Raw genomic sequence first — 26,573 nt, 5'->3', positions numbered from 1 at the left:
ACATAAAAATAACAGCTGCTATACCTGAGAAGTTTTCCAGGTATAGCAGCTGTTATGAATGCTTTGGAATGGTGTGTCTTGTTATACCTCCGGCAGGTATAGCTTCAGCGTTCCGGGCTTGAATGTCACTGCATCCAGGTGCCCCATTTGGGAACGGTCTTTTGTGATCAGATGCAGGTGCATGTAGGTATCGTGGTGTGTGAAGACGGCTTTGTGCTCTGTGGAGAAAAAGCCCACCAGATCCGCCTCCACCTGGTGCAGTTCATAATTTACCTGTCCCTGGTGCGCTTCGTCTGGTGAACTGACCGTTGAGCCAGCCGGCAAATTCACGATGTGGATGGTAGCCTGTTCTACTTCGCCGCTTACTCTGAATGCAAATGGCCGCGTGCTGTGCTGCGTCTCGCTGTCCAGGTATAGCTCCAGCTGTTGAAGCGTACGGATGGAGTCCGGCAGCATGCGCTCCCGCCAACTTGGTACCTGCGCATAGACAAAAAACGGGGCTTTAACGTCAAAGGTCTCCTCTACCCGCATACTTGTATCGCTCGTCGCCACCGATTTATAAGATTTGCCATCCAGTATCAGGAGTTCACCGGCGAGATATTCTACCGGCCCCAGTCCGTACAGGTGTGTTTTGTCTGAGAGGGAGTCCAAGTCAATGGTTCCGGCCAGTTCGCCTTTCCACATGACGTTGCGCATGGCACCCACTACCTGCACGTCACTTGTGGTAGTTGCATCATGCTGGGCAGCATCAGTCGTGCAGCTGCTCAGGTATAGCATGGCCAGCAGGCTGATCGTTGGAAGAAGTAGCTGTTTCATGTTCAAATATAGCATATAATAGCGGGTAATTCTCAGAATGGGCAGTTCAGCTATCTGTTCTCAAATTTTCGGATCAAACTCTTAGGGAGCCCCGAAAAGCCCGGGCGGCATAGTACGATTGTGCTCCGTTGTGATACACGAAAACTTGATCATAGCGTCGGTCGCAAAAAAGAGCACCTCCTAGCTTTCTGATCTCAGTGGGCGTTTGGATCCAGCTCGACGTCTTTAGATCGAATTTCCCAAGCTTTTGCAATTCCTGGTATTGAGCTTCTGTTAACAGTTCAATACCCATGTCTGACGCTATGTCTACGGCGTTGTTTTCTGGCCGGTGCTCCTTTCTCGACTCCAGTCCTTCGCGGTCGTAGCACACGCTTCTGCGCCCTTTGGGACTCTCCGCTGCGCAGTCGTAAAAGATGTACTCTCCAGTCTGCTGATCGTGCCCTACCACATCCGGCTCACCTCCTGTGCGCTCCATTTCGTGCAGCGACCATAGTTTAGCGGGATTCGCCTCCAGTCTGGCTAGCACATCGTTCCAGGCTATCTCTGCATGGCGTTGCATGTTCTTTTCAAAGCGAGCTTTCAGGGTGCTGAGCAATCCCTCCTGTTGTTCGGGTGATAATTCTTTTGTATTTGCCATGGTTATATCTACTTGATTATTACTTACTTTTCAAGGTAAAACCAACCGGTACTTTCAGTTTGTCAGAATCATACATGTTGATGTACAGTATGATTGGCTCAGCCAGTCCTTCGTAGGTGATGCTGTACTTGTCGAGCAGACCGCCACCCATCATGCCGTTTTTTGACTGGAAACTGCAGCAGCTCCCAAGCCGGTGATAACTGATGACCTCCCCGTCAGGACCTGCCAGCGCGTTCAGGAAACGTCTTTCATTAAGTGGTCCCTCCGATTTATCAGCACCTCCGACCATGATCGGATTTATGCTGTCATAGCCGTAAGTTTTGTCCTCGCTGACTTCTGCTATCACGAAAGTAATTTCATTAAGTAACATTTGCTCATGCATCGGACTACCGTAGTCAATCATACCTTTAGCGGAGGCAGTATTTGAAGTGGAGCCGGTATTTTTGGAGGCGCTGCAAGATATTGCCAGGAAAGCGATGGGAATGAGGTAGTGTTTTAGCTTCATGTGATTTATGTGGGAGGGTTGTCTTTATGGGAACGGTCTTGACTATAATGTGGCGTTGCTAAATTATAGGCGTGGTTGGCATAAGTGTTACTTCATTTTTAACCGAACAGTAAAGAAACTCCTATAACTAAGAAGAGCAGATTGAAAAGAATCGAAATGCAAAACACAGTTACCAAAAATTTATTTTTATAAGTATAGTTATTATATGGGATACAACTTATTAGAGTACCCAAAATAAGTCCCCATAAAAGACTCATAAGAGGAACTGTCCAGTGCGCAATCGAATCGACAAAGTCTGTATAATTCCCACCTAAGCCTGTATTAACATAATATGTCAAAAAGTTTAATAGGCTCAGCCCAATTAGTACATAAGCTAACTTTCTTCTTATTTTTAGGAGTTTTGTACTATCTTCTTGTCCAGTCAATCTTAAATCATTCCTTTCTTTCAATTATACATTAATGCCAACTAGTGTATAGCAGGAGTACCTACTCCCACTATCTGCACTTATCTGGTGAACCCCATCTACCCCCTCTCCCTAAAACCTAGCTCACATAAATATAGCACCTACCCAATATAAAAAATACCTTGAAATTATACTTCAGTTTTTATCATTTTTATGGAAAATACGCTTCCATTAACGGTCTGTATCATTAACCTGATTACGCACTCCAGCAACTCCTCCTAAATATTATTATCCTAACAAAATTTACCCTTTCATACCTTTTTTGCTCATACTCTCTCTGCCTTACCTCTTCAAACAATTTGCATAAAAACCACACACCATTTTAGCTGATCTTCGTCTTTGAGGCCACTTTTAACAACTAAAACAAGCTTTTCAGCACAATTTTGAGTATATTCATAATCGACGATACTAATAGCCAATACTCAAACTTATACTATTCTAATACATGCACATTCTCGACCTCACCATCTTTGTGCTCTACATGCTGGCCATGTTGGGCGTTGGATTTTACTTCCTCAAAAAGAACCAGGGTGCAGACGATTATTATGTGGGTGGCAGAGGCATGGGCAGCGGACACATTGGTCTGTCGGTAGTGGCAACGGATGTGGGCGGCGGCTTCTCCATCGGCTTGGGCGGACTAGGTTTTGTGATGGGCCTTTCCGGCGCATGGATGCTGTTCACAGGACTGCTCGGTGCCTGGCTGGCGGCAGTTTTTCTTATACCTAAAGTGAAGCGCAACCCGGCATTCGACAAATTCCTCACCTTCCCACAGATTTTTGGCCACTACTTCAACGCTCGCGTGGCACTGCTGGCCGGCATCATCTCGGCCATCGGCTATACCGGCTTCACCAGTTCTCAAATATTGGCCGGGGCAAAGCTGGCAAGTGGCACATTCGTTAACCTCGACCTCAACACGGCCCTGCTGATCATGGGTATCATTGCAGTGGTCTATACTGTCATGGGAGGCCTCAAAGCGGTAATCTACACTGATACCGTGCAGTGGGCGATCCTGATGGGCGGACTTATCTTCATCGGTATACCTGTTTCCTTTCTGGCAGTCGGCGGCGGTGTGGAGCAGATCGGCTTTGAGCAGCTCACAGATTTTGCCTGGGTTTCTGAACAGTCCGGTCGCAGCATGGAAGCCATCCGCAACACACTGCCGGCAGAGTTTCTGACGCTTACCAACATCACCTGGCAGCAGATCGTGAACTGGGCCATCACCATCATTCCGATCTGGTTTGTGGGCATGACGCTCTACCAGCGCATCTACGCTTGCCGCGACGAAAAGACCGCCAAGCGTGCCTGGTACCTGGCCGGCCTGTTCGAATGGCCGATCATGGCATTTATGGGCGTAAGCCTGGGTATACTGGCAAGAGTGGCCGCGGAGCAAGGTATGTTTGAAGCACTCGGCGTAGGCGCGGATGTTGACCCTGAATCAGGACTGCCCATGCTCCTGCGCTCAGTATTGCCGGTTGGTCTGATGGGATTGATGCTCTCAGCTTATTTCTCAGCCATCCTGTCTACCGCTGACAGCTGCCTGATGGCTTCGTCTGGCAATATTGTGACGGACGTGATCGGGCACTTTACTAAGTCAGATCCAGATTCCCCTAAAATGCTGCGCCTGTCACAACTGATCACGCTGCTGGTGGGAGCCTTTGCACTTTGGCTGGCCACTACCATGACCAACGTGCTCGACCTGATGCTCTACTCCTACGCCTTTATGGTGTCAGGCCTGTTTGTGCCGATCATCGGTGCTTTGTTCTGGAAACGCCGCAGCAGTGTGGCCGCATTCTGGGCGATGCTGGTGGGTGGCTTCACCACCATCCTGCTGCAGGTAACCATAAATACCGAAGGCATCGTACACATGCCGTGGCTCGACCTGAGCTTTGGCTTGCCTTATGGCCTCGACCCCAATTTATTTGGCCTCACGGCTTCCCTTGTGCTTTACATTACGTTAACTATACTATACCCCAATAAAACTGGAAAAGAAAAATGGCAGAAAACAACTCCGTCCAATACGAGATCTACACCCCAACCAATCACCAGCAACTAAAACGCGACGAAGTACTTGACTTCCTCTTTGAGCACCTGGACCAGTACGGCGACGCCCGCGAAGACATTGCCAAGTGCATGGACTATGCGCTTTCGGATGCAGAGGGCAAAGGCGGTTCGGTGATCGTAGCCCGTGAAGCTGGCAAGGTAGTGGGCGCGCTGATTCTGAACAATACCGGCATGAGCGGGTATATACCGGAGAACATACTCGTATACGTAGCCGTGCATGGCAACCAGCGCGGCAAAGGTGTTGGCAAAAAGCTGGTGCAACTGGCCTCCGAAACTGCCGATGGCAGCATTGCATTACACGTGGAGCCCGACAATCCGGCCCGCCACCTGTATGAAAAAATGGGCTTCACCAACAAATATTTAGAATACAGACTTATCAGATAATACAATGGCAGTCTTAAAACTGTGCCGCTCCAAACTCATACACAATTACAACCACATTGACCAGGTGCTCCGCGAAAGGAACATCGATTGGGGCATTGTCACCAAACTGCTTTGCGGCGAAGAGACTTTCCTGAAGGAGGTGCTTGACCTTGGCGTAAAGGAGGTGCACGACTCCAGGGTGACCAATCTGATCGCGATCAAGAACATGGCGCCTGATGTACAAACCGTCTACATCAAACCCGCTCCGAAACAAAGTATTCCCGACATCATCAAATATGCCGACGTGAGCTTTGAGACAGAGCTCGATATTATCCGGCTGCTGTCTGAAGAGGCAGAGCGACAGAACAGAACGCATAAGATCATCATCATGATCGAGATGGGCGACCTGCGGGAAGGCGTAATGGGCGACGACCTGGTGGACTTCTATGAGCAGATCTTCAACCTGCCCGGAATTTCTGTGATTGGGCTGGGTGCGAACTTCAACTGCCTGCACGGCGTGATGCCCACACAGGACAAGCTGATACAGTTGAGCCTGTACAAGCAGATCATCGAAGCGAAGTTCAACATCGAAATTCCCTGGGTGTCGGGTGGCACCTCGGTTACCATTCCGTTGCTCTTTAACCATCAGATGCCAAAGGGCATCAACCATTTCCGGATTGGCGAGGCCTTGTTTTTCGGACTCAACCTGTTCACCGGCGAAACCTTTGAAGGCATGCACGACGATGTGTTTGAGCTCAGCGCCGAAATCATTGAGCTGAACGAAAAGCCCATGATCCCGATCGGTATGCTGGCGGAGAACCCAAGTGGTGAGAGTTTCGAAATTGACGAGAGTCTTTACGGCAAAACCTCACACCGTGCTATCCTGGATGTTGGCCTGCTGGACATCAACCCGAAGTACCTTATACCCAAAGACGAGGGTATGAGCGTGGTGGGTGCCAGCTCTGACATGCTGGTGGTGGAGCTTGGCGTAAACGAACAGAACTACAGGGTGGGCGATGTGCTGAACTTTAACCTGAAGTACATGGGGGCACTTAGCATCATGAACTCCCGCTACATCGCCAAAGAAGTGGTAGAATAGCAGAACAAGGTATAGCAGCGTCAAAACCTTTCAGGACTTGCTACGTCTCTAAGGTGAATCTGAATATCGCTATTCCTTTATACCTTGGCTGCTGAACCTACTTTGCTCACTCGCATAACCTACTCCTTCGAAAAGTTCGAACAGGTGCTGGTACGTGGAGGTACCCTGACACTGGTTGTTGCGCTACTGGCTCTGTCCTGGCTCAACTCCCCCTGGGGTGCCTCCTGGCTATACCTGTGGGAGAATCCGCTGACCATTTCTTTTGGAAACTACACCATAGCCAAACCGATCGGCTATTGGGTGCAGCAGGTTTTATTGCCCCTGGTGTACCTTATACTTGGCATGGAACTGAAACGGGGGCTGCGTGTGGGTGAGCTGAAGGAAAGGTCCTCCATGATTTTTGCCTTGACAGCCGCTTTGGGAGGCATGCTTATCCCAGTTGCGATTTACCTATACCTGGTTCCCCCTAATGCGCAGGCAGGCTGGCCGGTGGTGGCCACTGCCGATGCGGCGGCAGTTCTGGCACTTTTGGCGCTGGCAAGTAATTCCCTGCCGCTTTCCCTACGTGTGTTCCTGTCTTCCATCGCGATCATGCAAGGTATAGGCAGTTTGTTGCTTAGTCAGGTGCTTTATACCTCCATCCAAAACCTGCTGGCGCTTTCGGTTGCCACCGGTGTGTTTGGCCTGCTCGTGGTGCTGCGGGCGCTTCGCAACCGTTCCATGTGGCTATACCTGTTGCTGGGGCTTTTCATGCTGGTGAGTTTTCTGCTGGCGGGTGTGCAGGGAGCCGTGGCGGGTGTATTACTGGCGCTGGTCATACCGATCCACTCGCGGGTGAGAGAAGAAGACTTTGTAACCACCACTGATACTGTAATGGGGCAGCTCCATGCCCTGCGCATGATGAAGCGCCCGGAACCCGGCGAAGAGATGGAGGAAGATTTCCAGGCGGCTGCGCATACCCTGCGTGCTAACTGCACAAAAGCACTGTCACCGCTGCGGCGTTTGCAGCAAAGGCTCCTGCCCTGGGCTGCCTACCTGGCCCTGCCCCTTTTTGCGCTGGCTTTTGTGCCCTTCGCCTACAACAGCTTTGCCTGGCGTGACTTGCTTGGCCCCGTACCAATGGGTGTATTCCTCGCCCTGGTCCTCGGCAAACCAATCGGTATGCTGCTTTTTGTCTGGCTGCTTTCACTCACAGGTATAGCACATAAACCTCCCGGGCTGCATTGGGGGCAACTGACAGGCGGCGCCTTACTGCTGGGTGCTGGTTTTATACTGTCGCTTTTCCAGGCGCAGCAGGCCTTTGCTACCTTGGAGCAGCTCACGCTTGTCAAGATCAGTATTTATGCGGCCTCAGCACTGGCTGGTGTGTTCGGAATGTTGGTACTGGCAGTAGCTGGCAAGCAAAAAGACCTGCCACACCCTCAGGTATAGCAGGTCTTTAAACGCTATAATATTTCCGCTTTAGAAGCAGGTATTAATCGTTGCCCAGGAGAGCATCCAGGAAACCAAGCTCTTCTTTTTCCTTCTTGTAGACAATCATAGGCATGTCGTCGTTGTGGCGCAGGATTTTCTCTGTCACACTGCCCAACACAAAGAGAGCGGCGGCTGACTTTCCCTTGGCACCAATCACCAGCATGTCGGCTCTGGCGCGCTTTGCTTCCACTACGATCAGTTCTCCCACATCATCCTCATTTTCCTGCTTCACAAGTCGCAATGTGGCACGGTCACGCAGCTCAGGGAAACGGGCCAGCACCTGCTCAAACTTGTCGCGGGCGAAGCCTTGCATGCGTTCGTCAAAGTCCTCGTAGCTGATGCCCAGCGTAATGTAGCCGGTTGGCACTTCGTAAACATGCAGACAGGTAATGCGCACTTCCGGTCTTGTAAGCGCTGAGTGCAGGATGCGATCGAGCGCCATCAATGAGTACTCAGAGAAGTCAACGCTGACCATGATGTGGTTCAGGATCGGATCTTCATTCTCAGGCACAAACAGTACGCTCACGCGACCACTGCGCAGGATCTTCTGGGCCAGTACGCCACTTCCGCGCAAATGGAACTTGCGGCCTACAACCACCATGTCGATCTGCTTTTCTTTCGACCAGTGCAGCAGCTCCTTCAGCGGAGATCCCTCCACTACCTGCACTTCAACTTTCGAACGTTGCTCCGGTCCGAAGTAACTGTAAATCTTCTCCTCCATGGCCACACGGATCTTCTCGTCGGCGGCCATGCCGTTCGGAATTCCCTTCAGCACTTCTGCAGGTATATCGAGGCTTTTCTCGGCATGGATGAAGTATACTTTCTCTATTTCAGAAATGGAGCAAAGAAATGCGGTGTAGGAGATCAGGGTATCGTCCATTTCCGACAGGTCGAGCCCCACCATAATACGTTTCAGCGTGTTCATGATGATGTTTTGGTTTTGGGTTATCGTTTGCTGCGCTTGTCCTTTTCCTGCTCTCCCTCTCAATTTCGACCCTGACGTAACAATAAATGCGCAGATTGGTACTAAGTGTTAAATCAGCTACGAAATTAACAAGGATACATTTACAAACTAAGCATTTTTGATGTTTTTAGCTATACTCGCAGGTTTCCTGTTGGCATTTGCCGCGCCTATGCTCTACCGCTGGCTCGGCAAATGGGTATACGTGCCCATGGCCCTGCTGCCCTTATCTATTTTTATTTACCTGCTCACACTGGCTCCTGCCGTGCTGGGAGGCAACAATTTAGGCGAAGTGCAACAATGGGCTCCCTCTCTCAATGTCAACCTGCACTTCTTTCTTGATGGACTCAGCCTGCTCTTTGCTCTGCTGATCACGGGCTTCGGTACACTCATTATGATATACGCGGGCGGCTACCTGAAAGGTCATCCCCTGCTTGGGCGTTTCTACCTGTACCTGACGCTGTTCATGACGGCAATGCTGGGACTGGTACTCGCAGGCAATATCATCTCGCTTTTCATTTTCTGGGAGCTCACCAGTATCAGCTCTTACCTGCTTATCGGCTTCGGGCATGACAAGGAAACATCCCGCAGCTCAGCCCTGCAGGCACTCCTTGTTACCGGGCTTGGGGGGCTGGCCCTGATGGCTGGCCTGATCTTGGTGGGCATGGCCGGCGAAACCTATACCTTGAGTGAACTGCTGGAGCGGGGGCATGTGGTGACACAGCATGCGCTATACCTGCCGGCACTCGTGCTGATCCTGCTGGGTGCTTTTACCAAGTCGGCCCAGTTTCCATTTCATTTCTGGCTGCCAAATGCCATGGCGGCACCCACACCTGTCAGTGCCTACCTGCACTCGGCCACGATGGTGAAGGCAGGCGTATACCTGCTGGCCCGACTTACCCCCGTAATGGGAGGTACCGACGAATGGCAGTATACCTTAATGCTGATCGGTGGCGTCACGACCATACTGGGTGCCCTGCTCGCCACCCAGCATGTTGATCTCAAAGCGATTCTTGCCTACACCACCATCAGCGCACTGGGCCTGCTGGTGACCATGACCGGTATCGGCACCGCTCCTGCGCTGGAGGCGATGGTCGTTTTTCTGCTGGCGCACGCGCTCTACAAGGGCACCTTCTTCCTGGTGGCCGGCAACGTAGACCACGCCACCGGCACCCGCGACCTGACCCAGCTTACCGGTTTGTCCGGCTCCATGCGCTTCACGGCTATTGCGGCACTGCTTGCCGGTATGTCCATGGCTGGCCTGCTGCCCTTCTTTGGCTTCATTGGCAAAGAGCTCGTGTATGAGGCCACGCTCGAGGAAAGTCCTTTTCGCTGGATGCTCTTTGCGGTTAGTTTCTTTTCGGGGATGGTGTTTGTAGCCGTGGCGATTGCCATTGGGTATGGCGTATTCTGGCGTCGTGCCGTCAAGGCTACTCCCTTGCAGCATCCCGACAAAGCCATGCTCTACCTGCCACCGGTCATCCTGGCCAGCACCGGGCTGGTATTTGGCCTGCTGCCGGGCTTTTTTGTAACGCCGCTGCTGCGCCGCGCCGCCGAGGCAATGCTGGGTGTGGAGCAGGTGTTTGAACTGGCGCTGTGGCATGGTTTCAACCTGGTGCTGGGCCTGAGTCTGCTCACGGTGGCGCTGGGCTATGTCGTTTACCGCTTTTCAAACCGACTGCTTAGCTACGCCAACCGTTTCAACGGAATCTATCGCTTAGGTCCGGCTAACCTGTACCAGCTCTCGCTCAAAGGTTTCCTGGCCGGCGCCACCAAAATTACAGCCGCCATTCAGAACGGTTACCTGCGCAGTTACATTGCTGCCATCATCACGGCACATATCGCCCTGATCGTGCTCTCCCTCTGGAAAGACGGACCACGCCTGGAGCTCACGAACCGGCTACAGGAGCTCTCGCAATTGCGCATGTACGAGGTGGTCTTGCTACTGATGATCGTGCCAGCGCTGATCTTCCTGTTTAAGTCACGCTCCCGCCTTACCTCTATTGCCGTAATGGGTATCATTGGTTATTCCATGGCGCTGTTTTACATCCTCTTCGGCGCGCCGGACGTGGCTGCCACGCAGCTGCTCATCGAAACGCTGACCGTCGTGATCTTCGTACTTATACTTCACAAACTACCGGCTTTCCGCTACCTCTCACATGCCTCAGAGCGCTACAAGTATGTGCTGCTTTCGCTGGCCTTCGGAGCCATGATGACTTATGTGATCCTGATCGTGAAGCAGTACCCGCTCGACTCGCAACTGAAAGCCTACTATGGTGAGAACAGCTACCTGCTCGGGCAGGGGCGCAACATCGTGAACGTGATCCTAGTAGACTTCCGGGCACTGGATACGCTGGGTGAGATCGTGGTGCTGGCCGTAGCGGCGATAGGTATACTGGCGATGCTGAAACTACGCATGCAGAAAGGAGACAAACCATGAAAACCGTCATTCTCGCGGTCGCCATCCGCATCCTCATACCGATCTTCATCATCTTTTCAGTCTATACCCTGTTTCGGGGCCACAACCACCCCGGCGGTGGCTTTATCGGGGGACTGATCGGGGCCATTGCCTTTGTATTTCATACCATGACGCATGGGCCGCAGCAAACCGTGGATACCTTCCTGAAGATAAATCTCTACGGCTACCCGAGACAGCCCAACCAGAGCCGGTCCCTCTACCTGATGCGCATGATGCGGGTCAATGTATGGCGCCGCAGAAAAATGGCTTACCATCCGGAAATTAAAGAGCGTATGATTCGCGTCGAGCCCATCTACATCATTGCCACCGGTCTGCTCCTGGCGGCTGGCAGCGGGGTCGTGGGTTTGGTATTTGGCCAGCCGTTCATGCATGCCTACTGGGCTGACTTTTACATCCCGATCATCGGCAAGCCGGGCACTCCGATCCTGTTCGATATTGGCGTTTACCTGCTGGTGATCGGGGTGGTGCTCAAAATAACTTTTGTGATGTCAGAAGAATAAAACCATGGAACTCATACTACCCTTTTTGATCGGTATCCTTTTTTCAGCGAGTCTATACCTGATTCTGCACCGGCATTTTTTTAAGCTTATTCTGGGGCTTATTTTGTTCGGACTTGCCACCAATCTGTTTCTGTTTGTGATTGGGCGTCTCACCCGCGGGGGCTCAGCCATCATCGGGCAGGATGAGCGTGTGGCCACAGAACCTTTTGCCGATCCCGTGCCGCAGGCCCTGCTGCTCACGGCCATCGTGATCGGCTTCGGTATTCAGGCCTTCGCCATCGTGCTGATCAAGCGGGTATACCAGTCGTTCGGCACCACCGACCTCGACGACATGAACACCACCGACCAGATAGAAGAAAAACACTAAGCACACCCTATGAACCACCTGCTTATCATGTTGCCGCTGCTCATTCCGCTGTTTGGGGCTATCCTGAGCCTCTTCTCTTGGCGGTATGTGCGAGCGCAACAAGTTATCGGCATTCTGGCACAAGCCTTTATGCTGATTGCCTCCTTTCTGCTTCTCTTTGATGTGAACGACAATGGCATCCGGACAACCCAGATGGGGAGCTGGCCCGCGCCTTTCGGTATTTCCCTGGTGGCGGATCTGTTTAGCTCCATGATGGTGATCACCAGCTCGATCATCGGCATGGCCATCTACCTGTTTTCCATCAAAGGACTCGATAAAGCCCGCCAGACCTTTGGCTACTACCCGGTGCTGCTCATTCTGCAGATGGGTGTGTCCGGCGCCTGTCTGACCGGTGACCTGTTCAACCTCTTCGTGTGGTTTGAGGTGCTGCTGATCTGTTGCTTTGTGCTGATCGCGCTGGGTGGCACCAAACCGCAGCTGGAAGGGGCTATCAAATATGTGACGATCAACTTTCTGGCATCTGGTTTTCTGCTCACAGGTATAGGCGTGGTGTACGGTATACTCGGCTCCCTCAATCTGGCGGAACTGGCTGTTCTCGTTCGTACGCCGGTATCGCACCCGGCCCTCATTACCATGGCGGGCATGTTTTTCCTGATCGCTTTCGGTATCAAGGCAGCCATATTTCCGCTGTTCTTTTGGCTGCCGGCTTCTTACCACACGCCGCCCATTGCCATTTCAGCCTTCATTGCGGGCATGCTCACCAAGGTAGGAATGTATGCACTGATTCGCCTCTTCACGCTGGTTTTTGTCACCGACCAGGAACTGACCATTCCACTTTTCACCGTGCTGGCCGGCTTCACGATGGTGATCGGGGTGTTTGGAGCGGCCTCCCAAAATGACTTCCGCAAGATCCTATCATTCCACATCGTCAGCCAGATCGGGTATATGCTGATGGGGCTTGCACTATTCACGCCACTGGCGATTGCAGGAAGTGTGTACTTTATCATCCACAACATTCTGGTCAAAACCAATCTGTTCCTGATCAGTGGTGTGGTGGCGCATAACCGGGGCACCTTCGCGCTCAAAAAGCTGGGTGGCGTATACCTTCAGCATCCTTTTCTGTCGGTGCTTTTCTTTATCTCGGCTTTCTCACTGGCCGGCATACCGCCTTTTTCAGGTTTCTGGGGCAAGTTCATGCTGGCCAAGGCAGGCTTTGAGATCGACAGCTTTGTTATTGTGCTCGTTTCCCTGGCCGTCAGCCTGATCACTATCTTTTCGATGACTAAGATCTGGAATGAGGTTTTCTGGAAAAATAAACCCGAGACAGATCCGCTGGATGACGTGGTGACAGCACGCGAGAAAAAAGACAACCGCCTGCTCCATTTACCGGTACTGTTTCTGGTAATGTTCATTCTGTTTATCGGGGTGTATGCCGAGCCGGTGGTATCGATGGCGCAACTGGCAGCCGAGCAGCTCCTGAACAGCGAATTATACATCAACGCCGTATTGAAGAAATAGCATGAAAACATTTATCATACACTTCCTGATCGCTTTCTTTGGCAGCTACATCTACTTCGAATATGGCCAGCCGATGTTTCCGTACAATGCGATCTGGGCGGTCGTGGTGGCCGTGTTCATCATGTTTATCCTATGGCTGACCACGCCCTCCTACCATCGCTCCTACTTCCATAAACTACCAAAGGCTATCTCCTTTATCGTGTATTTTCTGAAGGAGCTGGTTGTGGCCAATCTCAAGGTAGCCTATGACATCCTTACGCCCAACTACCGTATGAAACCGACGGTGATTGCACTGCCACTGGCAGCCTCAACCGATATGGAGATTACCCTGCTGTCCGGTATCATTACGCTCACGCCCGGCTCACTTTCCATTGATGTGAGTGCTGACCGGAAGGTGTTGTACGTACATACGCTATACATCAAGCACAATGATCTGGAGCTGGCCAAGCAGACTATAAAACACGGTTTTGAACGCAGACTATTACAACTTACAAGATGAGTTTTTTCTCTTTCACACTGATATTTGCCATGGCTGCCCTGAGCCTCTGCCTGATCATGACCGGTATCCGGTTTGCCATTGGCCCTTCGCTGCCTGACCGCATCACGGCCTTCGACCTGTTCGTGGCCAATGTGATCGGCATCGTGGCTATTTATACTGAGCTTACTGGCAACGAAGACTTCATTGATGTTGCCATCATCTTATCCCTGTTCGGTTTTCTGGGCTCCATATCTTTTGCCTATTACCTCATGAAATCAACCCGTTAGCCTATGCTTGAAGACATTAATTTTCTACTCATCCGCGAGATTATCAGCTCGGTGCTCATCATCATCGGTGTAATGTTTATGCTGATATCCACGATCGGCCTCTTACGTTTCCCAGACTTCTACATCCGCATGTCAGCAATCACCAAAGGGGCCACATTAGGGCTGGGGCTCATTCTGTCAGGTATGGGCATCTACTTCAACGAGCCCGATATGTTTTTGAAAGTAGTGCTGATCATCGGCTTTACGTTCCTGACTTCGCCGGTGGCGGCACACGTGATCGGGCGGACAGCTGTGCGAAACAAGATCCCGTTCTGGGACCGAACTAATCTCGATGAGTTCAAGGATTACCTGCACAAGGAACACAATGTTCACCGCGACCATGAGCGTGACAACAAACAGGTATAGCAGACTTAGTGCGTGGGGTGATGAAGAAAGGGCCGGATAGACTCGGCATAGGTATCGAGGGCGTCGACGGTAGTCAGGATATGATCGGGATAGGTCAGCGCGGTTAGTTTTCCTCCAAAAACGCAGCCCGTGTCAATGTTGATGGTATTGTTTTTCCAGCGGGGCTCGCGAACCGGCGTGTGACCGTATACCACGACAGCTACGCCGGAGTAGTCAGCGGCCCAGTCGAGGCGGACAGGCAGGCCCTGGGCATCCAGCTCTCCTGTTGTGGGGCCATAGAGACAAAGGTCGCGCACTGACTTGCTGTGCCGCCCATGCAGGCGCTCCTCCAGGCCGGCATGCGCTACCACCAGACGGCCCTCGTCCAGTATGATGTGGTGCGGCAGGTGGCCCAAAAACTCTCGTACCCTGTCAATGAAGGCTTTGTTGTAATTTTCAAGCTGCGCCATGGTCAGTTCCAGTCCGTGACGCACCTGCACATTGCGGCCCATCAGTTTGCGGTACAACTTGTCGTCATGGTTGCCGCTTACACAAAGCGCCACATCCTGCTCCAGCATGTCCATTACCAGGCGCAGCACTTCCGGTGAGTTAGGCCCACGATCCACCAGATCGCCTACAAACACAGCCATGCAGCCATCAGGCGGCGTCACGCGGTACCTGCCAGCAGCTTTGTCATCGTCTATCGTGTATCCAAGCTTCTCGAGGAGGAGCACCAATTCATCAAAACAGCCGTGCACATCTCCAATGACATGGAAATGGCCGTGCAAGTCTTTCAGTATCAGGTTTCCGCTTCTGTCTGGCTCGTGATGCATAGGCTGTTTTGTAATGTTTTCTGCTAGGTCTTAACCACTATATTAACTAAAAAACGGCCCTGCAGGTTAGATTTCCAATGTTATTTTTTTTCTAACGGGCTAGAGTTTATACTTTTATGCGCAAGGTTTTTTTAAGACCGGACCTTTGATTGTATTTTCCGTAAACCCGGCAGACCTTTCGCGTATAGTCCCCCATGCCACAGTTCCGCAAGTATAAAATACCTCTTCTATGGCTTCGTCGCCATACTTCCACCCGTAACTTCATCCTGATCTCCAGTGTGCTGGTCGGCCTAACTGCAGGCCTTGCCGCCGTGGTGCTCAAAACCCTGGTGCATTACATTCAGCAGCTGCTGGCGTATGGCAACCGCCTGCTTGAGGAGCCTGTCTGGCTGGTGGTGTTCCCGCTGGTGGGTATACTGCTGGTGGTGTTCCTGGTGCGGGTCATGTTCAACGGACAGTTGGGGCGTGGCACGGCCAGTATCCTGCATAGCATTTCGCAGAAGTCCAGCATGGTGGAGACGCATAAAATGTATTCGCATGTGCTCACTAGTGGCATTACGGCTGGCTTTGGAGGCTCGGCCGGTCTGGAGTCCCCGATTGTGGTGACAGGATCTGCCATCGGCTCCAATTTCGGACGGGAGTATCACTTGAATTACCGCGACCGTACCCTGCTACTGGCATGTGGCGCCGCGGCAGGTATAGCAGCTGTTTTTAATGCGCCTATTGCCGGTGTGCTTTTTGCCATCGAAGTCCTACTGACCGACATCAGCATTTCGGCCTTCATACCTTTGATCATTTCGGCGGTTGTGGGGGCGCTTTGCTCACGCATCATCCTGCGGGAAGAGCTGCTTTTCTTTGCAGATCAACTAGGCGTTTTCGCTGCTTCGCATGTGCCTTTCTATATCCTGCTGGGTGTCCTCACCGGATTGATGTCTGTGTACTACAGCCGCGCAGCCTGGCGTGTCGAAGCACTTTTTGAGCCCTTCCAGGACCAGCCCTATCGCCGCGCCCTGGTTGGTGGTATTTTGCTCGGGTTGCTGATCATGTTGTTTCCTCCGCTTTTTGGGGAAGGCTATGGTGCCGTCAAGCTCCTCGAAAGCGGCAAGCCCGAAGCACTGCTGCAAGACAGCTGGCTTTCGTTCTTTGGTACGAATGAATGGCTGGTGCTGGGCTTTGTCGGGATGCTAGCGCTGGTAAAAGTTGCGGCAACTACCTTCACCATTGCCGGTGGCGGTAACGGAGGCAACTTCGCTCCTTCCATGTTTGTGGGGGCGCACGTGGGTTTCTTTTTTAGCCGGCTCGCCAACATGCTACAGATCCACAAATTACCGGAAGGCAGCTTTACCGTAGTCGGGATGGCCGGTATCCTGAGCGGTGTGATGCATGCTCCGCTGACCGCCGTTTTCCTAATTGCCGAAATATCTGGCGGCTATACCCTGATGATCCCGCTGATGATCGTATCGGCCTCTGCTTATGCTATGGTGAAGTACTTTGAACCCTTCTCGCTCGATACCAAGAAGCTGGCTCAGAAAGGAGAACTGCTTACCGCTAATAAAGACCGCACAGTGCTGCGCATTATGCAGATCCGCCACCTGGTCGAGACCGACTTTCAACCTGTCAGGTATAGCGCCACACTGCGTGAACTGGTAGAGGTGATCGCCCACAGCCGCCGAAATTTATACCCGGTGGTGGACGAGCAACAGAAACTAAGAGGTATCATCCTGCTCGAAGATGTGCGGGAGATCATGTTCAAGCAGGAAAAATATGACAAGGTGCTGGTAACCGAACTGATGTCGGCTCCGCCGGCTGTGGTCCGCCATAACGACACCATGGCTGAAGTGATGAAAAAATTTGACGAGACAGGTGCCTGGAACCTGCCCGTCCTCAAAGGTGAGCTATACCTGGGCTTCGTTTCCAAGTCAAGCATCTTTACCAAGTACCGCAAACTGCTGATCAAAACGACTGGGAACTGAGCGGACGTTTACCTGTTTGGGTCGCTAAGGTCTGCGCCAATACCTTCGATACCGGCAGCTGTTCTGAAGCCGCTGACAAGGCAGTCTTTCCAGAAGTTGAAGACAGAGCGGCTTTTGGCGCGTACCACCTGAATGTCTCCGGGTCGCAGCTCTTCGCCTTTCTTCGGATTGTCAGAGGTGATCACTATTTTGTTGGCTACTTTCGAGAGTATCTTCTTTCCGAATGATTGGCGCTTGTCTTCATCTTTGGTCAGTACATCCACTTTAAAGTTTTGGTAACGGGCATTCAGGTTACCAGTAGCCTTGTTGCGGTACAACTCCATGCTGAAATCACTTTTCTGCAGACTGCCTTCCTTCACACTAATGAAAGTCGTAGGTTCCAGTATAGGGTTCAGCACAGCCGGGTCGGCTGGTCCCGCAGTGCCCTGTATAGTATGGTAGGCATTGGGATCCAGCAGGTCGAGCCGGATGGTAACGGCTATAGGCGCCTTTCCATATAGTTGCGCTTTGGCATCAATAACGGCCGGGTTGTCAGCCGACATGCGGTTCTTGTCATTGGTCACATTCGTGATGGTGGCATACAAATTCTCAAAGGTAATGATGCCTTTCTCGGTCGCTTCCTCTGCCAGTTCTTCGTAGCGGATGTGCATGCCCTGCACCTCTATTTTTGGAAGGGTCAGGCCGGTTTTCAATTGCTGAATGATGTCATGCGGCAATGGTTTGTTTCCTTTGGCCGTAAAGTTTTTCCGATCCATATACGCGCTCAGAGACGGGTTCTTGATCACCACATGCTTAGCCACCATGTTGTTGTGCCGGGAGTGCGATGCAAAGTCTACGCCGCTTAAATTGATCTCCGGTACCTCCAGCCGCATGGTCGACACGGCCTTGCCTTTCTGGCGGGCAAGTGCCGCATTGTCCAGAAGCGGGATGAGTTGCAGGTTGCCAATGTTAAGCGTCCCATCTTCCGTATTGGCTTTGAGGGCTGCAGCCTGCAAGCGATACGTTCCGTCAGGAAGGGTGAATTCAGCTTTTCCAGATTCTAACGCAATAAGTCGAGCATAATAGGCTCGCTCCTCATTTTCAAAAGCGGTACTGTCGAGCTGAAGATCTTTCACCTCTATGGTAAAGTCCCGTAAGGAGATGCGGTCTGTCTCTGCATCCCGGCCTTCACGGATACGCAGCGTCGCCTTCTCTACCTCAATCGTACCGATCTGCAGGCTTTTCATAATCCCGTCAACAGACTTGTGCAGTGGTTCGTGGCTCTCTGTCGTATCCTGACGCATTTCGGTGATCAGCACAGTAGGCTGAAGCACCCTAAGCTTGTTCAGATCGAGCGGCTTACCTCTTAAGATACCAATGAAGTTAATGCCTGCCAACAACAGTCTGTTTGTTTTGAGAACCATTAGTGTACGAGGCGCCGCTGCAGCAGCAGTATCCTGCTGACTGATTTCATGTTGCTTTTCCCAGGCATCAAAGTTAGGTAACAGGTGGATGGAGACTGCTGTGATGCGCCCGCTTAGCAGGGATGCATCAAGCCCGTTCAGCTTCAAGGTATAGAGGCCGTTTGATTCTTCTCGTACCCGCGACTCCAACTCACGCTGCAACCAGGGGTTAAAATACTGAGATGTCAGAATAGCGATGATTATAAAAAGAGAGGCGAGTATGAAGAGTAGCCATACCCACCATTTTTGAAAGAGCGTTTTAATTTCCACGTAGAGTCAGTTTGAGATGAATACGGGCACCGGCATTATGTGTTTATAACCTTGCTATCAGTTATATGTTCTGACCAAATGTGTATAGTTACCACATATTGCCCCTGTAGGCGCCAGGTATACGCTTTTGTTAAATTATGCGTTTAGATAAAATAGTGCAGGTGAAAACTCAACTAAATCTTTGAACGGACGTTCAATCATAATATATTTGAGCAAACGTTCACCCTCCCATGACCCGGTTTCAGGAAAAAAGAGAGCACAGTATTAATAAGCTAGTTGAGGTAGCATTGAGGCTATTTGCATCTCAAGGCTATGAAGCCACCTCGATCCGCAGTATTGCCAGTGAGGCAGGCATGTCACTCGGATTGCTTTACAACTACTTTAAAAGCAAAAACGAGTTGCTGGCAGAAATCTTCCGCCGCGGCGTAGAAGACATCCATGCTTCCTTTGAGCCCGCTTCTGGACAGGCTGGCTCAGGTATAGCGCAGCATATTCAGCAGACAGTGAAACTGCTGAAAGAAAAGAAAGACTTCTGGAAATTGCTGCACGGCATCCGGATGCAGTCCGAGGTCGTCAGGCAGTTGCTGTACGAGATGCAGGAGGAGACTGCTTACATCGAAGAGCGCATCCGACAGAATCTGATGGAGGCGGGTATTCCATTCCCTGAACTTGAAGCCAAACTTCTCTTCGCTTCCATCGATGGTATGGCCAGCCACTTTTTATTTTACGACAATTACCCTATCGATGACGTGGCCTCCCTCCTAATCATGAAGTATAAGAAATGATTGTTGATCGTTAAAAAAACACAGGATGAAATCCCCCAAATGGCTTGACCGCATTTTATACCCCTTTGCGCACCACACGCTGGAGCTGCAAGCCGGACAGATGCACTATGTAGACGAAGGGCAGGGCGAACCGATCGTTTTTGTGCACGGCACCCCCACCTGGTCTTTTGTATGGCGGCAGCAAATAAAGGCACTTAGCCGGACACACCGCTGCATTGCTCCTGACCATCTGGGCTTTGGCCTTTCCGACAAGCCAGATGACTTTGCCTATACACCCGAAGCTCACGCGCATAACCTGGAGCAGCTGATCGATCATCTGCAGCTGAGAGATATTACCCTTGTGGTACATGATTTTGGAGGCCCCATTGGTTTGAGTTATGCCCTGAAGCATCCGGAAAATGTTAAGCGGCTGGTCATACTGAACACCTGGATGTGGTCGCTGGAGGATGAAGCACAAATAATGAAAATCAGCGGTTTCCTCAATAGCGGCATAGGACGGTTCCTATACCTGAACCTGGGCTTTTCACCCCGCCTGCTCCTGCCTAGGGGCTATCACCAGAAACGCCACCTAAGTAAGGATGTGCACCAGCACTACCTAAAACCCCTCAGTAACAGCCGCAGCCGCATGGGCACCTGGCACTTTGCAATTTCACTCAAAGAATCGGGCCCTTGGTTTGCCAGCCTTTGGGAGCAGCATGAAAAGCTTCGTGCTATACCTAAACTGATTCTGTGGGGAGAAAAAGACAAACTGCTTCCGTTAAGCCTGCTTGAACAGTGGCAGAACACATTCCCGGAAGCAAAAGTCAAGCGATTAGAGGCTGGTCATTTTGTGCAGGAGGAAAAGGGAGGCGAAATCGCTGACGCCATCAAAGATTTTATATAAAGAATTTTTAATATTTATTGCAGCTAAAGTAATCTTTTTCATACCTTTATAGTCAAATTAAAACTATGAAAAAGATCATACTTTCTACATGGCTTTTAGTCATTACATTTCTCTCTGTATCGTGCGATAAAGAGAAGGATGAAAGCACCTCGATCATGCCGAAGGTGGAGGCTACAATGGAAAGATCTTTTAATTACCTGGAATCTGCGGAAGAGGAAAAGGCTGTCTATAGCCTTAGTCTGAAAGAGATGCAACTTGTGTCAGATGAAGAAAAGCTGCAGCTGAATTTTGCGCCGTCACAGCCCGCTACCATCGACGCGCTGGTATTTAACATCAAGCAAGCGGACCTGCTGCACGGCTATATCGGTACTTATACGGTGCGTTCCCTTTCAAATAACAAAACAGGGCGTGCTGACCTGACCTACTACCACTACTACAACAAGACCAGCAAAAGTGCCTTGTTTAGCAGCGGAAACCGCATGGAGGGGCAGATTGAGATCAAGGCTTACAATGCTACGACCGGCCTTGCAAGCGGCAGCTTTGAAGTAACGATAACGAATGTCACCGATCCTACTTCCTACGGTAAAAACCAGGAAAAGCCCCGCAAGTGCAACATTACCCTGAAGGGGAAATTTAATAATCTGAAGCTGGCTAACGCCTAAGCATAAGTAGAAAAAAGTATTTTGAAGATCAGTCGCCACCGCGACTGGTTTTTACTTTTTATGACGTTCTTCCAATACAGCCACTACATCGGCTAGCTCCAGACCCGTGGCTGCCAGCAGCACCAGCAGGTGGTAAAGCAAGTCGGCAGCCTCGCCTTTCATCGTATCAGTTTTACCTGCTACTGCGTCAATTACAGTTTCCACGGCTTCCTCTCCTACTTTTTGGGCGATCTTGTTCACGCCTTTGTCAAACAGGAAATTGGTATAGGACGCCTCTGTCGGGTTCGCCTTGCGTTGCTGAATCACCTCTTCCAGTCTGGCGATGAACTGAATTGCCGCCAAGCGTTTAGCCGATGGATCTTCACCAAAGCAACTCGTGTCGCCGGTATGGCAGGTAGGCCCGTTGGGGTTTACCTTGATCAAAAGCGAATCATTGTCACAGTCATCGACGATGCTAACCACCTGCAAAGTATGGCCAGAAGTTTCACCTTTCATCCAGAGGCGGTTTTTAGAGCGGGAGAAAAATGTCACCAGCCCTTCTTTTTGCGTCTTGTCCAGCGCCTCCTGGTTCATGTACCCCAGCATCAGCACCTGGCTCGTAGCAGCGTCCTGTATCACAGCAGGCACTAGCCCACCCATTTTATCAAAGTCAATTTTCACGTTGAGCACGTTAAGCGTTAAATTTATGAGTGAAGTGTTTTATAAAATTCCACACACTCACTCCATCACTCGTTCAAAATTATCAGATCCTCACTGCTATACCTTCCGTTTTCAGGTATGCCTTCAAGTCCGGAATATCAAGCTCGCGGAAGTGAAAGAGGCTGGCAGCGAGGGCAGCATCTGCGTGGGCTTCCTGGAAAGCGTCGGCGAAGTGCTGCATGGTCCCGGCACCGCCTGAGGCAATTACCGGTACGGAAACGGCTTCTGAAACGGCCTTGGTAATATCCAGCGCAAATCCAGCTTTGGTGCCGTCGTTGTTCATGCTGGTCAGCAGGATCTCGCCTGCACCCAACTCCACCACATTTTTTGCCCAGTCCACGGTGGCGTGTTCTGTCTCTACGGTTCCGGCGCGGGCGTATACCTTCCAGCCAGTCGCTTCAGTATACTTGGTGTCGATGGCTACGGTCACACACTGACTGCCAAAGCGACGGGCCAAGTCCTGCACCAGCTGTGGGTTACGTATAGCTGCTGAGTTAATCGACACTTTATCGGCACCGGCCTGTAACAACACCTCCACATCAGCCACGGCACTGATGCCGCCACCCACTGTGAAAGGTATATCGATGTGTCGGGCAATATCGCGGACGAGCTCTGCAAAGGTCTTGCGCTCCTCGTTCGTGGCGGTGATGTCCAGAAACACCAGTTCGTCGGCCCCCTGTTCGGCATACCACTTGGCCAGCTCCACCGGGTCGCCGGCATCGCGGATATTCTCAAATCGAATGCCTTTTACAGTGCGTCCGTTTTTGATGTCCAGACAAGGTATAATGCGTTTAGTTAACATAAGAATCGCGCTAAGTCCTTTAAAGTAATCGTCCCTTCGTAAATCGCCTTTCCGATAATAGCACCGGTCACCCCGATCTCTTGTAGTTCCTCCAGATCCTGTACGGTTGTTACGCCGCCACTGGCAATCACCTGGGCTTCAGGCAAGGTTAACTTGAGATGTCGATATGTGTTGGTCGATGGTCCCTGCAACTTGCCGTCTTTGCTAACATCGGTGCAGATGAAAAGTTTGGCCCCCGTCTTGAGATAACCCGACATAAAATCCTGCAGCGGGTATTTGCTCTCTTCGGTCCAGGCACTAATGGCGATGTTGGTGCCTTTGAAATCGGCCCCGATGATGATTTTGTCGGCTCCGTACTGCAACAGCCAGTTTTTCACTTTCTCCGGCTCACGCACTGCTATACTGCCAGCCGTAATCTGTGCTGCACCCGCATCAAAAGCCTGCTTTACGGCCTCGTCGGACTGTAAACCGCCGCCAAAGTCGATGGTCAGGTTGGTGTTAGCGGCAATGTTTTCGAGCACGGACAAATTCACCGGTTTGCGGGCACGGGCCCCGTCGAGGTCTACCAGGTGTAGACGTTTGATGCCGTGCGCTTCGAAGCGTTTGGCTACTTCCAGTGGATTGCTGTCGTAGGTGGTTTGCTGAGCGAAGTCGCCCTCGGTGAGGCGCACGCATTGGCCGCCGATCAGGTCTATGGCTGGGATGATTTCCATCATAAGGCAAGGAAGTTTTTAAGGATCTGAGAACCGGCAGGTCCGCTTTTTTCGGGGTGAAACTGCGCAGCGTAAAAGTTTTTGTAATGCAAAGCGGCCGAGAATGGCTCCGGATAAGAAGTCTGGGCGATGGTGTACTCACTCAGCGGCACGTAGTAGCTGTGCACGTAATAAGCGTATTCCCCTTCGGCTATACCTTCAAACAAAGGCGATTGCAGCTTCTCCAACTGGTTCCAGCCCATGTGTGGCACTTTCAGGTCTGTCTCGAAACGCTTCACCGGTAAAGGTATGATGCCGAGTAAATCCGTATCACCTTCTTCAGAATGCTCGCAGAGCAACTGCATACCCAAGCAAACGCCAAAAAAGGGCTGCTCGAGTGTCGGCAGCAGCTTATCAAGATTGCGGGCTCGCAACTGTGCCATGGCCGACGAGGCCTCCCCCACGCCCGGGAAAATTACCTTATCTGCGGCCTTGATCGTCTCAAAATCGCAGCTCAATGAAGCCTGAACGCCCAGCCGTTCTAGCGCAAACTGCACCGACTGCACATTACCCGCTTTGTAATCAACTATAACTAGATCCATTATTTTTAATGTGTAATGAATAGTGACTAATGATTAATAATTCCTGTCAATCCTTTAATCCTGTAAATCCTTGGGGTAGGGCCCCTATACATAGATTCAGACAACAAAAAAAGCCTGACTCTGTTCGGAGTCAGGCTTTTGGAAAATATATTTTTAGCAAGCTAAATCAAATCCATAGGCTAGCGGCTCCGAAACTTTTGTTTCGTGCATGATGATGATGCAGATGTGCCATTGTGCCTTTCATTGTGACAAATATAGGATTCGTCCAGCGTAATACCATAACTATACCTGATTCTTTTTCACACACTATACGATTGTCATTTCAGAATGTCGGGTTTTCGGTTATTTTTGGAGCATGAAAAAGATAATGATACTGGCTGGTGTGTTTGCTGCAACGATGGTGCAGGCACAACAGCGTATGACCCCGGAAATACTCTGGCAACTGGGCCGTGTTTCTGCCGAAACCGTTACTCCTGACGGCAAATCGGTGATCTACGGCGTGAGCTATCCGAATGTACAGGAAAACAACAGCGAGCGTAACCTCTATGCTATACCTGTAAGCGGCGGCCAGGCAACGCAGCTCACCTCTACCAAAGGCGGCGAAAGCGTGGTACACATTGACAAGGCCACAGGCAACGTAGTATACCTGCACAAAGGTCAGCTGTGGCAGCTAAACGGCGGCAAAGGTGAGCCCAAGCAACTAACCAACGTGGAAGGCGGCCTGAGCAACGTGCGCTTCTCTCCGGACGGAAAACATTTACTGTTCTCCCGCGAAGTAGAAGTGAAAAAGATGCACAGCACCGACATGTACCCGGAGCTAAAAAAGTCCAATGCTTACGTGTATGATGACCTGAATTATCGTCACTGGGATGCGTGGGAAGACGGCAAGTTCCAGCACATTTTCTACGCCAGCTACAACAACGGTCAGATAGGTAATCCGGTTGACCTGATGAAAGGTGAGCCGTTTGATGCGCCGCAAAAGCCTTTCGGTGGCAAGGAAGACATGATCTGGAGTCCGGACAGCAAGGCGATCCTGTATGTGAGCAAGAAAAAGTTCGGCAAGGACTACGCCGTGAGCACCAACACCGATATCTATCGCTACGACATCGCCAGCGGCAAAACCACCAACCTCACCGAAGGCAATCTAGGTTACGATACCCATCCGATCTACAGCGCCGATGGCTCTAAACTGGCTTGGCTGGCAATGGACGAAGACGGTAACGAAGCCGACCAGAACGAACTGATCGTGATGGACACCAAGTCTGGCATAAAGCACAATCTGACCAAAGACTGGGACGAGACCATCAACGGATTTGAGTGGAGCAACGACGGCAGCAAAATCTGGTTCGTGGCCCCAACCAAAGGCACGATTCAGGTATACGAAATTGCGCTTCCGAAAAGTCTCGACAAGTTCACAGCCAAAGGAATACGCCAGGTTACCAAAGGACAGTTCGATGTGAACGGCATTGTGGGACAAGCCGGCAATAACCTGATCGTGACGCGAAACGACATGAACCGCGCCCCGGAGCTTTACCGTTTGGATACCAAATCGGGCAAGCTTACGCAACTCACCACGGTAAATGACGAAATATACGGCACATTGGCGAAGAGCAAAGTGGAGCCGCGTGTGACCAAAGCCAGTGATGGTAAGGACCTGTTCTCGTGGGTGGTATACCCGCCGGACTTCGACCCGAACAAAAAATACCCGACACTACTTTACTGCCAGGGCGGTCCGCAATCGGCCCTTACGCAGTTCTACTCTTACCGCTGGAACCTACAGCTGATCGCAGCACAGGGTTACATCGTAGTGGCACCGAACCGCCGCGGTATGCCAGGACATGGAGAAGAATGGAACCGTCAGATCAGCGGTGACTGGGGTGGTCAGCCTATCCGCGACTACCTGTCTGCCATCGACGATGTAGCCAAGGAGGCTTATGTAGACAAAGACCGACTGGGAGCGATTGGAGCGAGCTATGGAGGCTACTCTGTGTTTATGCTGGCTGGTTTACATGAAGGACGCTTCAAGACTTTCATCGCGCATGATGGTCTGTTTGATATGCGCAGCTGGTATGGCACCACCGAAGAAATGTTCTTTGCCAACAACGAATTGAAGGGTCCTTATTGGGATACGAAGTCACCTCAGAGCTATAAGGAGTACAACCCGATCGAGCTTTTTAATAAGTGGGACACGCCGATCCTGATCGTGCAGGGCGGGCAGGACTTCCGGGTAGGTATAGAGCAAGGCTTACAAGCTTTCCAACTAGCCCAGCTCAAAGGCATCAAGAGCCGCTTGCTATACCTGCCGGATGAAAACCACTGGGTACTGCAGCCGCAGAACGCCATGGTATGGCAGCGTGAGTTCTTCAAGTGGTTAGATGAAACCCTGGATTCGAAAGTAAACTAAAATAGAAAGCCCGGTACCATTCAGTACCGGGCTTTTTTTACACATTACTTAACTTGAAAACCGAAGTCTTATCTTAATTAAGAAGATTGTCATTTCATTCAGTTGTTCCTTGCCTTAAGTTCTTTTAAAGGTAT

The 26,573-nt window shown here is 51.2% G+C and carries 26 protein-coding genes; 16 read left to right on the top strand and 10 right to left on the bottom strand.

What is annotated here, in order from left to right; all coding sequences use genetic code 11:
- Window positions 1-81 precede the first annotated feature (81 nt).
- The 3 genes from I0P70_RS03445 to I0P70_RS03435 form a co-directional block, all read right to left on the bottom strand.
- A complete protein-coding gene (locus I0P70_RS03445) occupies window positions 82-816 on the bottom strand; it encodes an acetolactate decarboxylase (RefSeq protein WP_196114791.1) in 735 nt (244 codons plus the stop codon).
- Between the two features lie 73 nt (window positions 817-889).
- Window positions 890-1,453: a DUF4256 domain-containing protein gene (locus tag I0P70_RS03440; protein ID WP_230391965.1), complete on the bottom strand. Its 564-nt coding sequence runs from the start codon at window positions 1,451-1,453 to the stop codon at window positions 890-892.
- 19 nt (window positions 1,454-1,472) lie between these two features.
- Window positions 1,473-1,958: a 2-dehydro-3-deoxyphosphooctonate aldolase gene (locus I0P70_RS03435; RefSeq protein ID WP_196114790.1), complete on the bottom strand. Its 486-nt coding sequence runs from the start codon at window positions 1,956-1,958 to the stop codon at window positions 1,473-1,475.
- Between the two features lie 909 nt (window positions 1,959-2,867).
- Here I0P70_RS03435 and I0P70_RS03430 point away from each other — a divergent pair.
- From I0P70_RS03430 to I0P70_RS03415, 4 genes are all read left to right on the top strand, one after another.
- Window positions 2,868-4,475: a sodium:solute symporter gene (locus I0P70_RS03430; protein ID WP_196114789.1), complete on the top strand. Its 1,608-nt coding sequence runs from the start codon at window positions 2,868-2,870 to the stop codon at window positions 4,473-4,475.
- A complete protein-coding gene (locus I0P70_RS03425; RefSeq protein ID WP_196114788.1) occupies window positions 4,415-4,867 on the top strand; it encodes a GNAT family N-acetyltransferase in 453 nt (150 codons plus the stop codon). The genes I0P70_RS03430 and I0P70_RS03425 overlap by 61 nt, the downstream gene beginning before the upstream one ends.
- Window positions 4,868-4,871: 4 nt before the next feature.
- The gene (locus I0P70_RS03420; RefSeq protein WP_196114787.1) at window positions 4,872-5,945 is read left to right on the top strand and encodes an alanine racemase; all 1,074 of its coding nucleotides are present in this window, start codon (window positions 4,872-4,874) and stop codon (window positions 5,943-5,945) included.
- Window positions 5,946-6,047: 102 nt separating this feature from the next.
- A complete protein-coding gene (locus I0P70_RS03415; protein WP_196114786.1) occupies window positions 6,048-7,376 on the top strand; it encodes a Na+/H+ antiporter NhaA in 1,329 nt (442 codons plus the stop codon).
- Window positions 7,377-7,419: 43 nt separating this feature from the next.
- Here the strand turns inward: I0P70_RS03415 and I0P70_RS03410 are convergent, their stop codons facing one another.
- Window positions 7,420-8,343, bottom strand: coding sequence for a universal stress protein (locus I0P70_RS03410; protein WP_196114785.1), 924 nt, complete (start codon window positions 8,341-8,343; stop codon window positions 7,420-7,422).
- 160 nt (window positions 8,344-8,503) lie between these two features.
- On the opposite strand from I0P70_RS03410, the gene I0P70_RS03405 reads away from it, so the two are divergent.
- From I0P70_RS03405 to mnhG, 7 genes are read left to right on the top strand one after another with little or no spacing between them, the layout of a single operon-like run.
- Window positions 8,504-10,819, top strand: coding sequence for a putative monovalent cation/H+ antiporter subunit A (locus I0P70_RS03405; protein ID WP_196114784.1), 2,316 nt, complete (start codon window positions 8,504-8,506; stop codon window positions 10,817-10,819).
- Complete coding sequence (locus tag I0P70_RS03400; protein ID WP_196114783.1) at window positions 10,816-11,358, top strand: MnhB domain-containing protein; 543 nt, start codon at window positions 10,816-10,818, stop codon at window positions 11,356-11,358. Before I0P70_RS03405 ends, I0P70_RS03400 begins: the two co-directional genes overlap by 4 nt.
- Before the next feature lie 4 nt (window positions 11,359-11,362).
- Window positions 11,363-11,725 (top strand): Na+/H+ antiporter subunit C, encoded by a 363-nt coding sequence (locus tag I0P70_RS03395; RefSeq protein ID WP_007661047.1) that lies wholly within the window; start codon window positions 11,363-11,365, stop codon window positions 11,723-11,725.
- A 9-nt stretch (window positions 11,726-11,734) separates the two neighbouring features.
- Window positions 11,735-13,243 (top strand): proton-conducting transporter membrane subunit, encoded by a 1,509-nt coding sequence (locus I0P70_RS03390; protein ID WP_196114782.1) that lies wholly within the window; start codon window positions 11,735-11,737, stop codon window positions 13,241-13,243.
- A 1-nt stretch (window position 13,244) separates the two neighbouring features.
- On the top strand, window positions 13,245-13,742 hold the full coding sequence (locus I0P70_RS03385; RefSeq protein ID WP_196114781.1) for a Na+/H+ antiporter subunit E: 498 nt from the start codon (window positions 13,245-13,247) through the stop codon (window positions 13,740-13,742).
- Window positions 13,739-14,008 (top strand): monovalent cation/H+ antiporter complex subunit F, encoded by a 270-nt coding sequence (locus tag I0P70_RS03380; protein WP_076421763.1) that lies wholly within the window; start codon window positions 13,739-13,741, stop codon window positions 14,006-14,008. The genes I0P70_RS03385 and I0P70_RS03380 overlap by 4 nt, the downstream gene beginning before the upstream one ends.
- 3 nt (window positions 14,009-14,011) lie before the next feature.
- Complete coding sequence (gene mnhG, locus I0P70_RS03375; protein ID WP_196114780.1) at window positions 14,012-14,413, top strand: monovalent cation/H(+) antiporter subunit G; 402 nt, start codon at window positions 14,012-14,014, stop codon at window positions 14,411-14,413.
- A 5-nt stretch (window positions 14,414-14,418) separates the two neighbouring features.
- Here mnhG and I0P70_RS03370 read toward each other — a convergent pair whose 3' ends face one another.
- Window positions 14,419-15,225, bottom strand: a complete 807-nt coding sequence (locus I0P70_RS03370; protein ID WP_196114779.1) for a metallophosphoesterase — start codon at window positions 15,223-15,225, stop codon at window positions 14,419-14,421.
- A gap of 194 nt (window positions 15,226-15,419) precedes the next feature.
- Here I0P70_RS03370 and I0P70_RS03365 point away from each other — a divergent pair, with 194 nt between their 5' ends.
- Entirely contained in the window at window positions 15,420-17,198 is a 1,779-nt protein-coding gene (locus I0P70_RS03365) for a chloride channel protein (protein ID WP_196114778.1), read from the top strand.
- A gap of 8 nt (window positions 17,199-17,206) precedes the next feature.
- Here I0P70_RS03365 and I0P70_RS03360 read toward each other — a convergent pair whose 3' ends face one another.
- Window positions 17,207-18,910: a hypothetical protein gene (locus I0P70_RS03360; RefSeq protein ID WP_196114777.1), complete on the bottom strand. Its 1,704-nt coding sequence runs from the start codon at window positions 18,908-18,910 to the stop codon at window positions 17,207-17,209.
- A 230-nt stretch (window positions 18,911-19,140) separates the two neighbouring features.
- On the opposite strand from I0P70_RS03360, the gene I0P70_RS03355 reads away from it, so the two are divergent.
- From I0P70_RS03355 to I0P70_RS03345, 3 genes are all read left to right on the top strand, one after another.
- A complete protein-coding gene (locus I0P70_RS03355; protein ID WP_196114776.1) occupies window positions 19,141-19,695 on the top strand; it encodes a TetR/AcrR family transcriptional regulator in 555 nt (184 codons plus the stop codon).
- A 25-nt stretch (window positions 19,696-19,720) separates the two neighbouring features.
- Entirely contained in the window at window positions 19,721-20,578 is an 858-nt protein-coding gene (locus I0P70_RS03350; RefSeq protein ID WP_196114775.1) for an alpha/beta fold hydrolase, read from the top strand.
- A 65-nt stretch (window positions 20,579-20,643) separates the two neighbouring features.
- Window positions 20,644-21,240, top strand: coding sequence for a hypothetical protein (locus I0P70_RS03345; protein ID WP_196114774.1), 597 nt, complete (start codon window positions 20,644-20,646; stop codon window positions 21,238-21,240).
- Between the two features lie 51 nt (window positions 21,241-21,291).
- Here I0P70_RS03345 and hisIE read toward each other — a convergent pair whose 3' ends face one another.
- The 4 genes from hisIE to hisH all read right to left on the bottom strand — a co-directional run bounded on the left by hisIE (window position 21,292) and on the right by hisH (window position 24,035).
- Window positions 21,292-21,900, bottom strand: coding sequence for a bifunctional phosphoribosyl-AMP cyclohydrolase/phosphoribosyl-ATP diphosphatase HisIE (gene hisIE, locus I0P70_RS03340; RefSeq protein WP_196115029.1), 609 nt, complete (start codon window positions 21,898-21,900; stop codon window positions 21,292-21,294).
- 82 nt (window positions 21,901-21,982) lie between these two features.
- Window positions 21,983-22,741, bottom strand: coding sequence for an imidazole glycerol phosphate synthase subunit HisF (hisF, locus tag I0P70_RS03335; protein ID WP_196114773.1), 759 nt, complete (start codon window positions 22,739-22,741; stop codon window positions 21,983-21,985).
- On the bottom strand, window positions 22,735-23,457 hold the full coding sequence (hisA, locus tag I0P70_RS03330; RefSeq protein WP_196114772.1) for a 1-(5-phosphoribosyl)-5-[(5-phosphoribosylamino)methylideneamino]imidazole-4-carboxamide isomerase: 723 nt from the start codon (window positions 23,455-23,457) through the stop codon (window positions 22,735-22,737). Before hisA ends, hisF begins: the two co-directional genes overlap by 7 nt.
- A complete protein-coding gene (hisH, locus tag I0P70_RS03325; protein ID WP_196114771.1) occupies window positions 23,454-24,035 on the bottom strand; it encodes an imidazole glycerol phosphate synthase subunit HisH in 582 nt (193 codons plus the stop codon). Before hisH ends, hisA begins: the two co-directional genes overlap by 4 nt.
- A 355-nt stretch (window positions 24,036-24,390) precedes the next feature.
- On the opposite strand from hisH, the gene I0P70_RS03320 reads away from it, so the two are divergent.
- Entirely contained in the window at window positions 24,391-26,439 is a 2,049-nt protein-coding gene (locus tag I0P70_RS03320; protein ID WP_196114770.1) for a S9 family peptidase, read from the top strand.
- Window positions 26,440-26,573 lie beyond the last annotated feature (134 nt).

The sequence above is a fragment of the Pontibacter sp. FD36 genome (assembly GCF_015686655.1).
Classification (GTDB): Bacteria; Bacteroidota; Bacteroidia; order Cytophagales; family Hymenobacteraceae; genus Pontibacter.
Note: the sequence above shows the minus strand (reverse complement) of the source record. Positions and strands in the feature narration are given on the sequence as shown.

Excerpts from the sequence above, each read along its gene's own strand:
- I0P70_RS03445 (WP_196114791.1), bottom strand. The coding sequence starts at position 816 with ATGAAACAGCTACTTCTTCCAACGATCAGCCTGCTGGCCATGCTATAC.
- I0P70_RS03440 (WP_230391965.1), bottom strand. The coding sequence starts at position 1,453 with ATGGCAAATACAAAAGAATTATCACCCGAACAACAGGAGGGATTGCTC.
- I0P70_RS03435 (WP_196114790.1), bottom strand. The coding sequence starts at position 1,958 with ATGAAGCTAAAACACTACCTCATTCCCATCGCTTTCCTGGCAATATCT.
- I0P70_RS03430 (WP_196114789.1), top strand. The coding sequence starts at position 2,868 with ATGCACATTCTCGACCTCACCATCTTTGTGCTCTACATGCTGGCCATG.
- I0P70_RS03425 (WP_196114788.1), top strand. The coding sequence starts at position 4,415 with ATGGCAGAAAACAACTCCGTCCAATACGAGATCTACACCCCAACCAAT.
- I0P70_RS03420 (WP_196114787.1), top strand. The coding sequence starts at position 4,872 with ATGGCAGTCTTAAAACTGTGCCGCTCCAAACTCATACACAATTACAAC.
- I0P70_RS03410 (WP_196114785.1), bottom strand. The coding sequence starts at position 8,343 with ATGAACACGCTGAAACGTATTATGGTGGGGCTCGACCTGTCGGAAATG.
- I0P70_RS03405 (WP_196114784.1), top strand. The coding sequence starts at position 8,504 with ATGTTTTTAGCTATACTCGCAGGTTTCCTGTTGGCATTTGCCGCGCCT.
- I0P70_RS03400 (WP_196114783.1), top strand. The coding sequence starts at position 10,816 with ATGAAAACCGTCATTCTCGCGGTCGCCATCCGCATCCTCATACCGATC.
- I0P70_RS03395 (WP_007661047.1), top strand. The coding sequence starts at position 11,363 with ATGGAACTCATACTACCCTTTTTGATCGGTATCCTTTTTTCAGCGAGT.
- I0P70_RS03390 (WP_196114782.1), top strand. The coding sequence starts at position 11,735 with ATGAACCACCTGCTTATCATGTTGCCGCTGCTCATTCCGCTGTTTGGG.
- I0P70_RS03385 (WP_196114781.1), top strand. The coding sequence starts at position 13,245 with ATGAAAACATTTATCATACACTTCCTGATCGCTTTCTTTGGCAGCTAC.
- I0P70_RS03380 (WP_076421763.1), top strand. The coding sequence starts at position 13,739 with ATGAGTTTTTTCTCTTTCACACTGATATTTGCCATGGCTGCCCTGAGC.
- mnhG (WP_196114780.1), top strand. The coding sequence starts at position 14,012 with ATGCTTGAAGACATTAATTTTCTACTCATCCGCGAGATTATCAGCTCG.
- I0P70_RS03370 (WP_196114779.1), bottom strand. The coding sequence starts at position 15,225 with ATGCATCACGAGCCAGACAGAAGCGGAAACCTGATACTGAAAGACTTG.
- I0P70_RS03365 (WP_196114778.1), top strand. The coding sequence starts at position 15,420 with ATGCCACAGTTCCGCAAGTATAAAATACCTCTTCTATGGCTTCGTCGC.
- I0P70_RS03355 (WP_196114776.1), top strand. The coding sequence starts at position 19,141 with ATGACCCGGTTTCAGGAAAAAAGAGAGCACAGTATTAATAAGCTAGTT.
- I0P70_RS03350 (WP_196114775.1), top strand. The coding sequence starts at position 19,721 with ATGAAATCCCCCAAATGGCTTGACCGCATTTTATACCCCTTTGCGCAC.
- I0P70_RS03345 (WP_196114774.1), top strand. The coding sequence starts at position 20,644 with ATGAAAAAGATCATACTTTCTACATGGCTTTTAGTCATTACATTTCTC.
- hisF (WP_196114773.1), bottom strand. The coding sequence starts at position 22,741 with ATGTTAACTAAACGCATTATACCTTGTCTGGACATCAAAAACGGACGC.
- hisA (WP_196114772.1), bottom strand. The coding sequence starts at position 23,457 with ATGATGGAAATCATCCCAGCCATAGACCTGATCGGCGGCCAATGCGTG.
- hisH (WP_196114771.1), bottom strand. The coding sequence starts at position 24,035 with ATGGATCTAGTTATAGTTGATTACAAAGCGGGTAATGTGCAGTCGGTG.
- I0P70_RS03320 (WP_196114770.1), top strand. The coding sequence starts at position 24,391 with ATGAAAAAGATAATGATACTGGCTGGTGTGTTTGCTGCAACGATGGTG.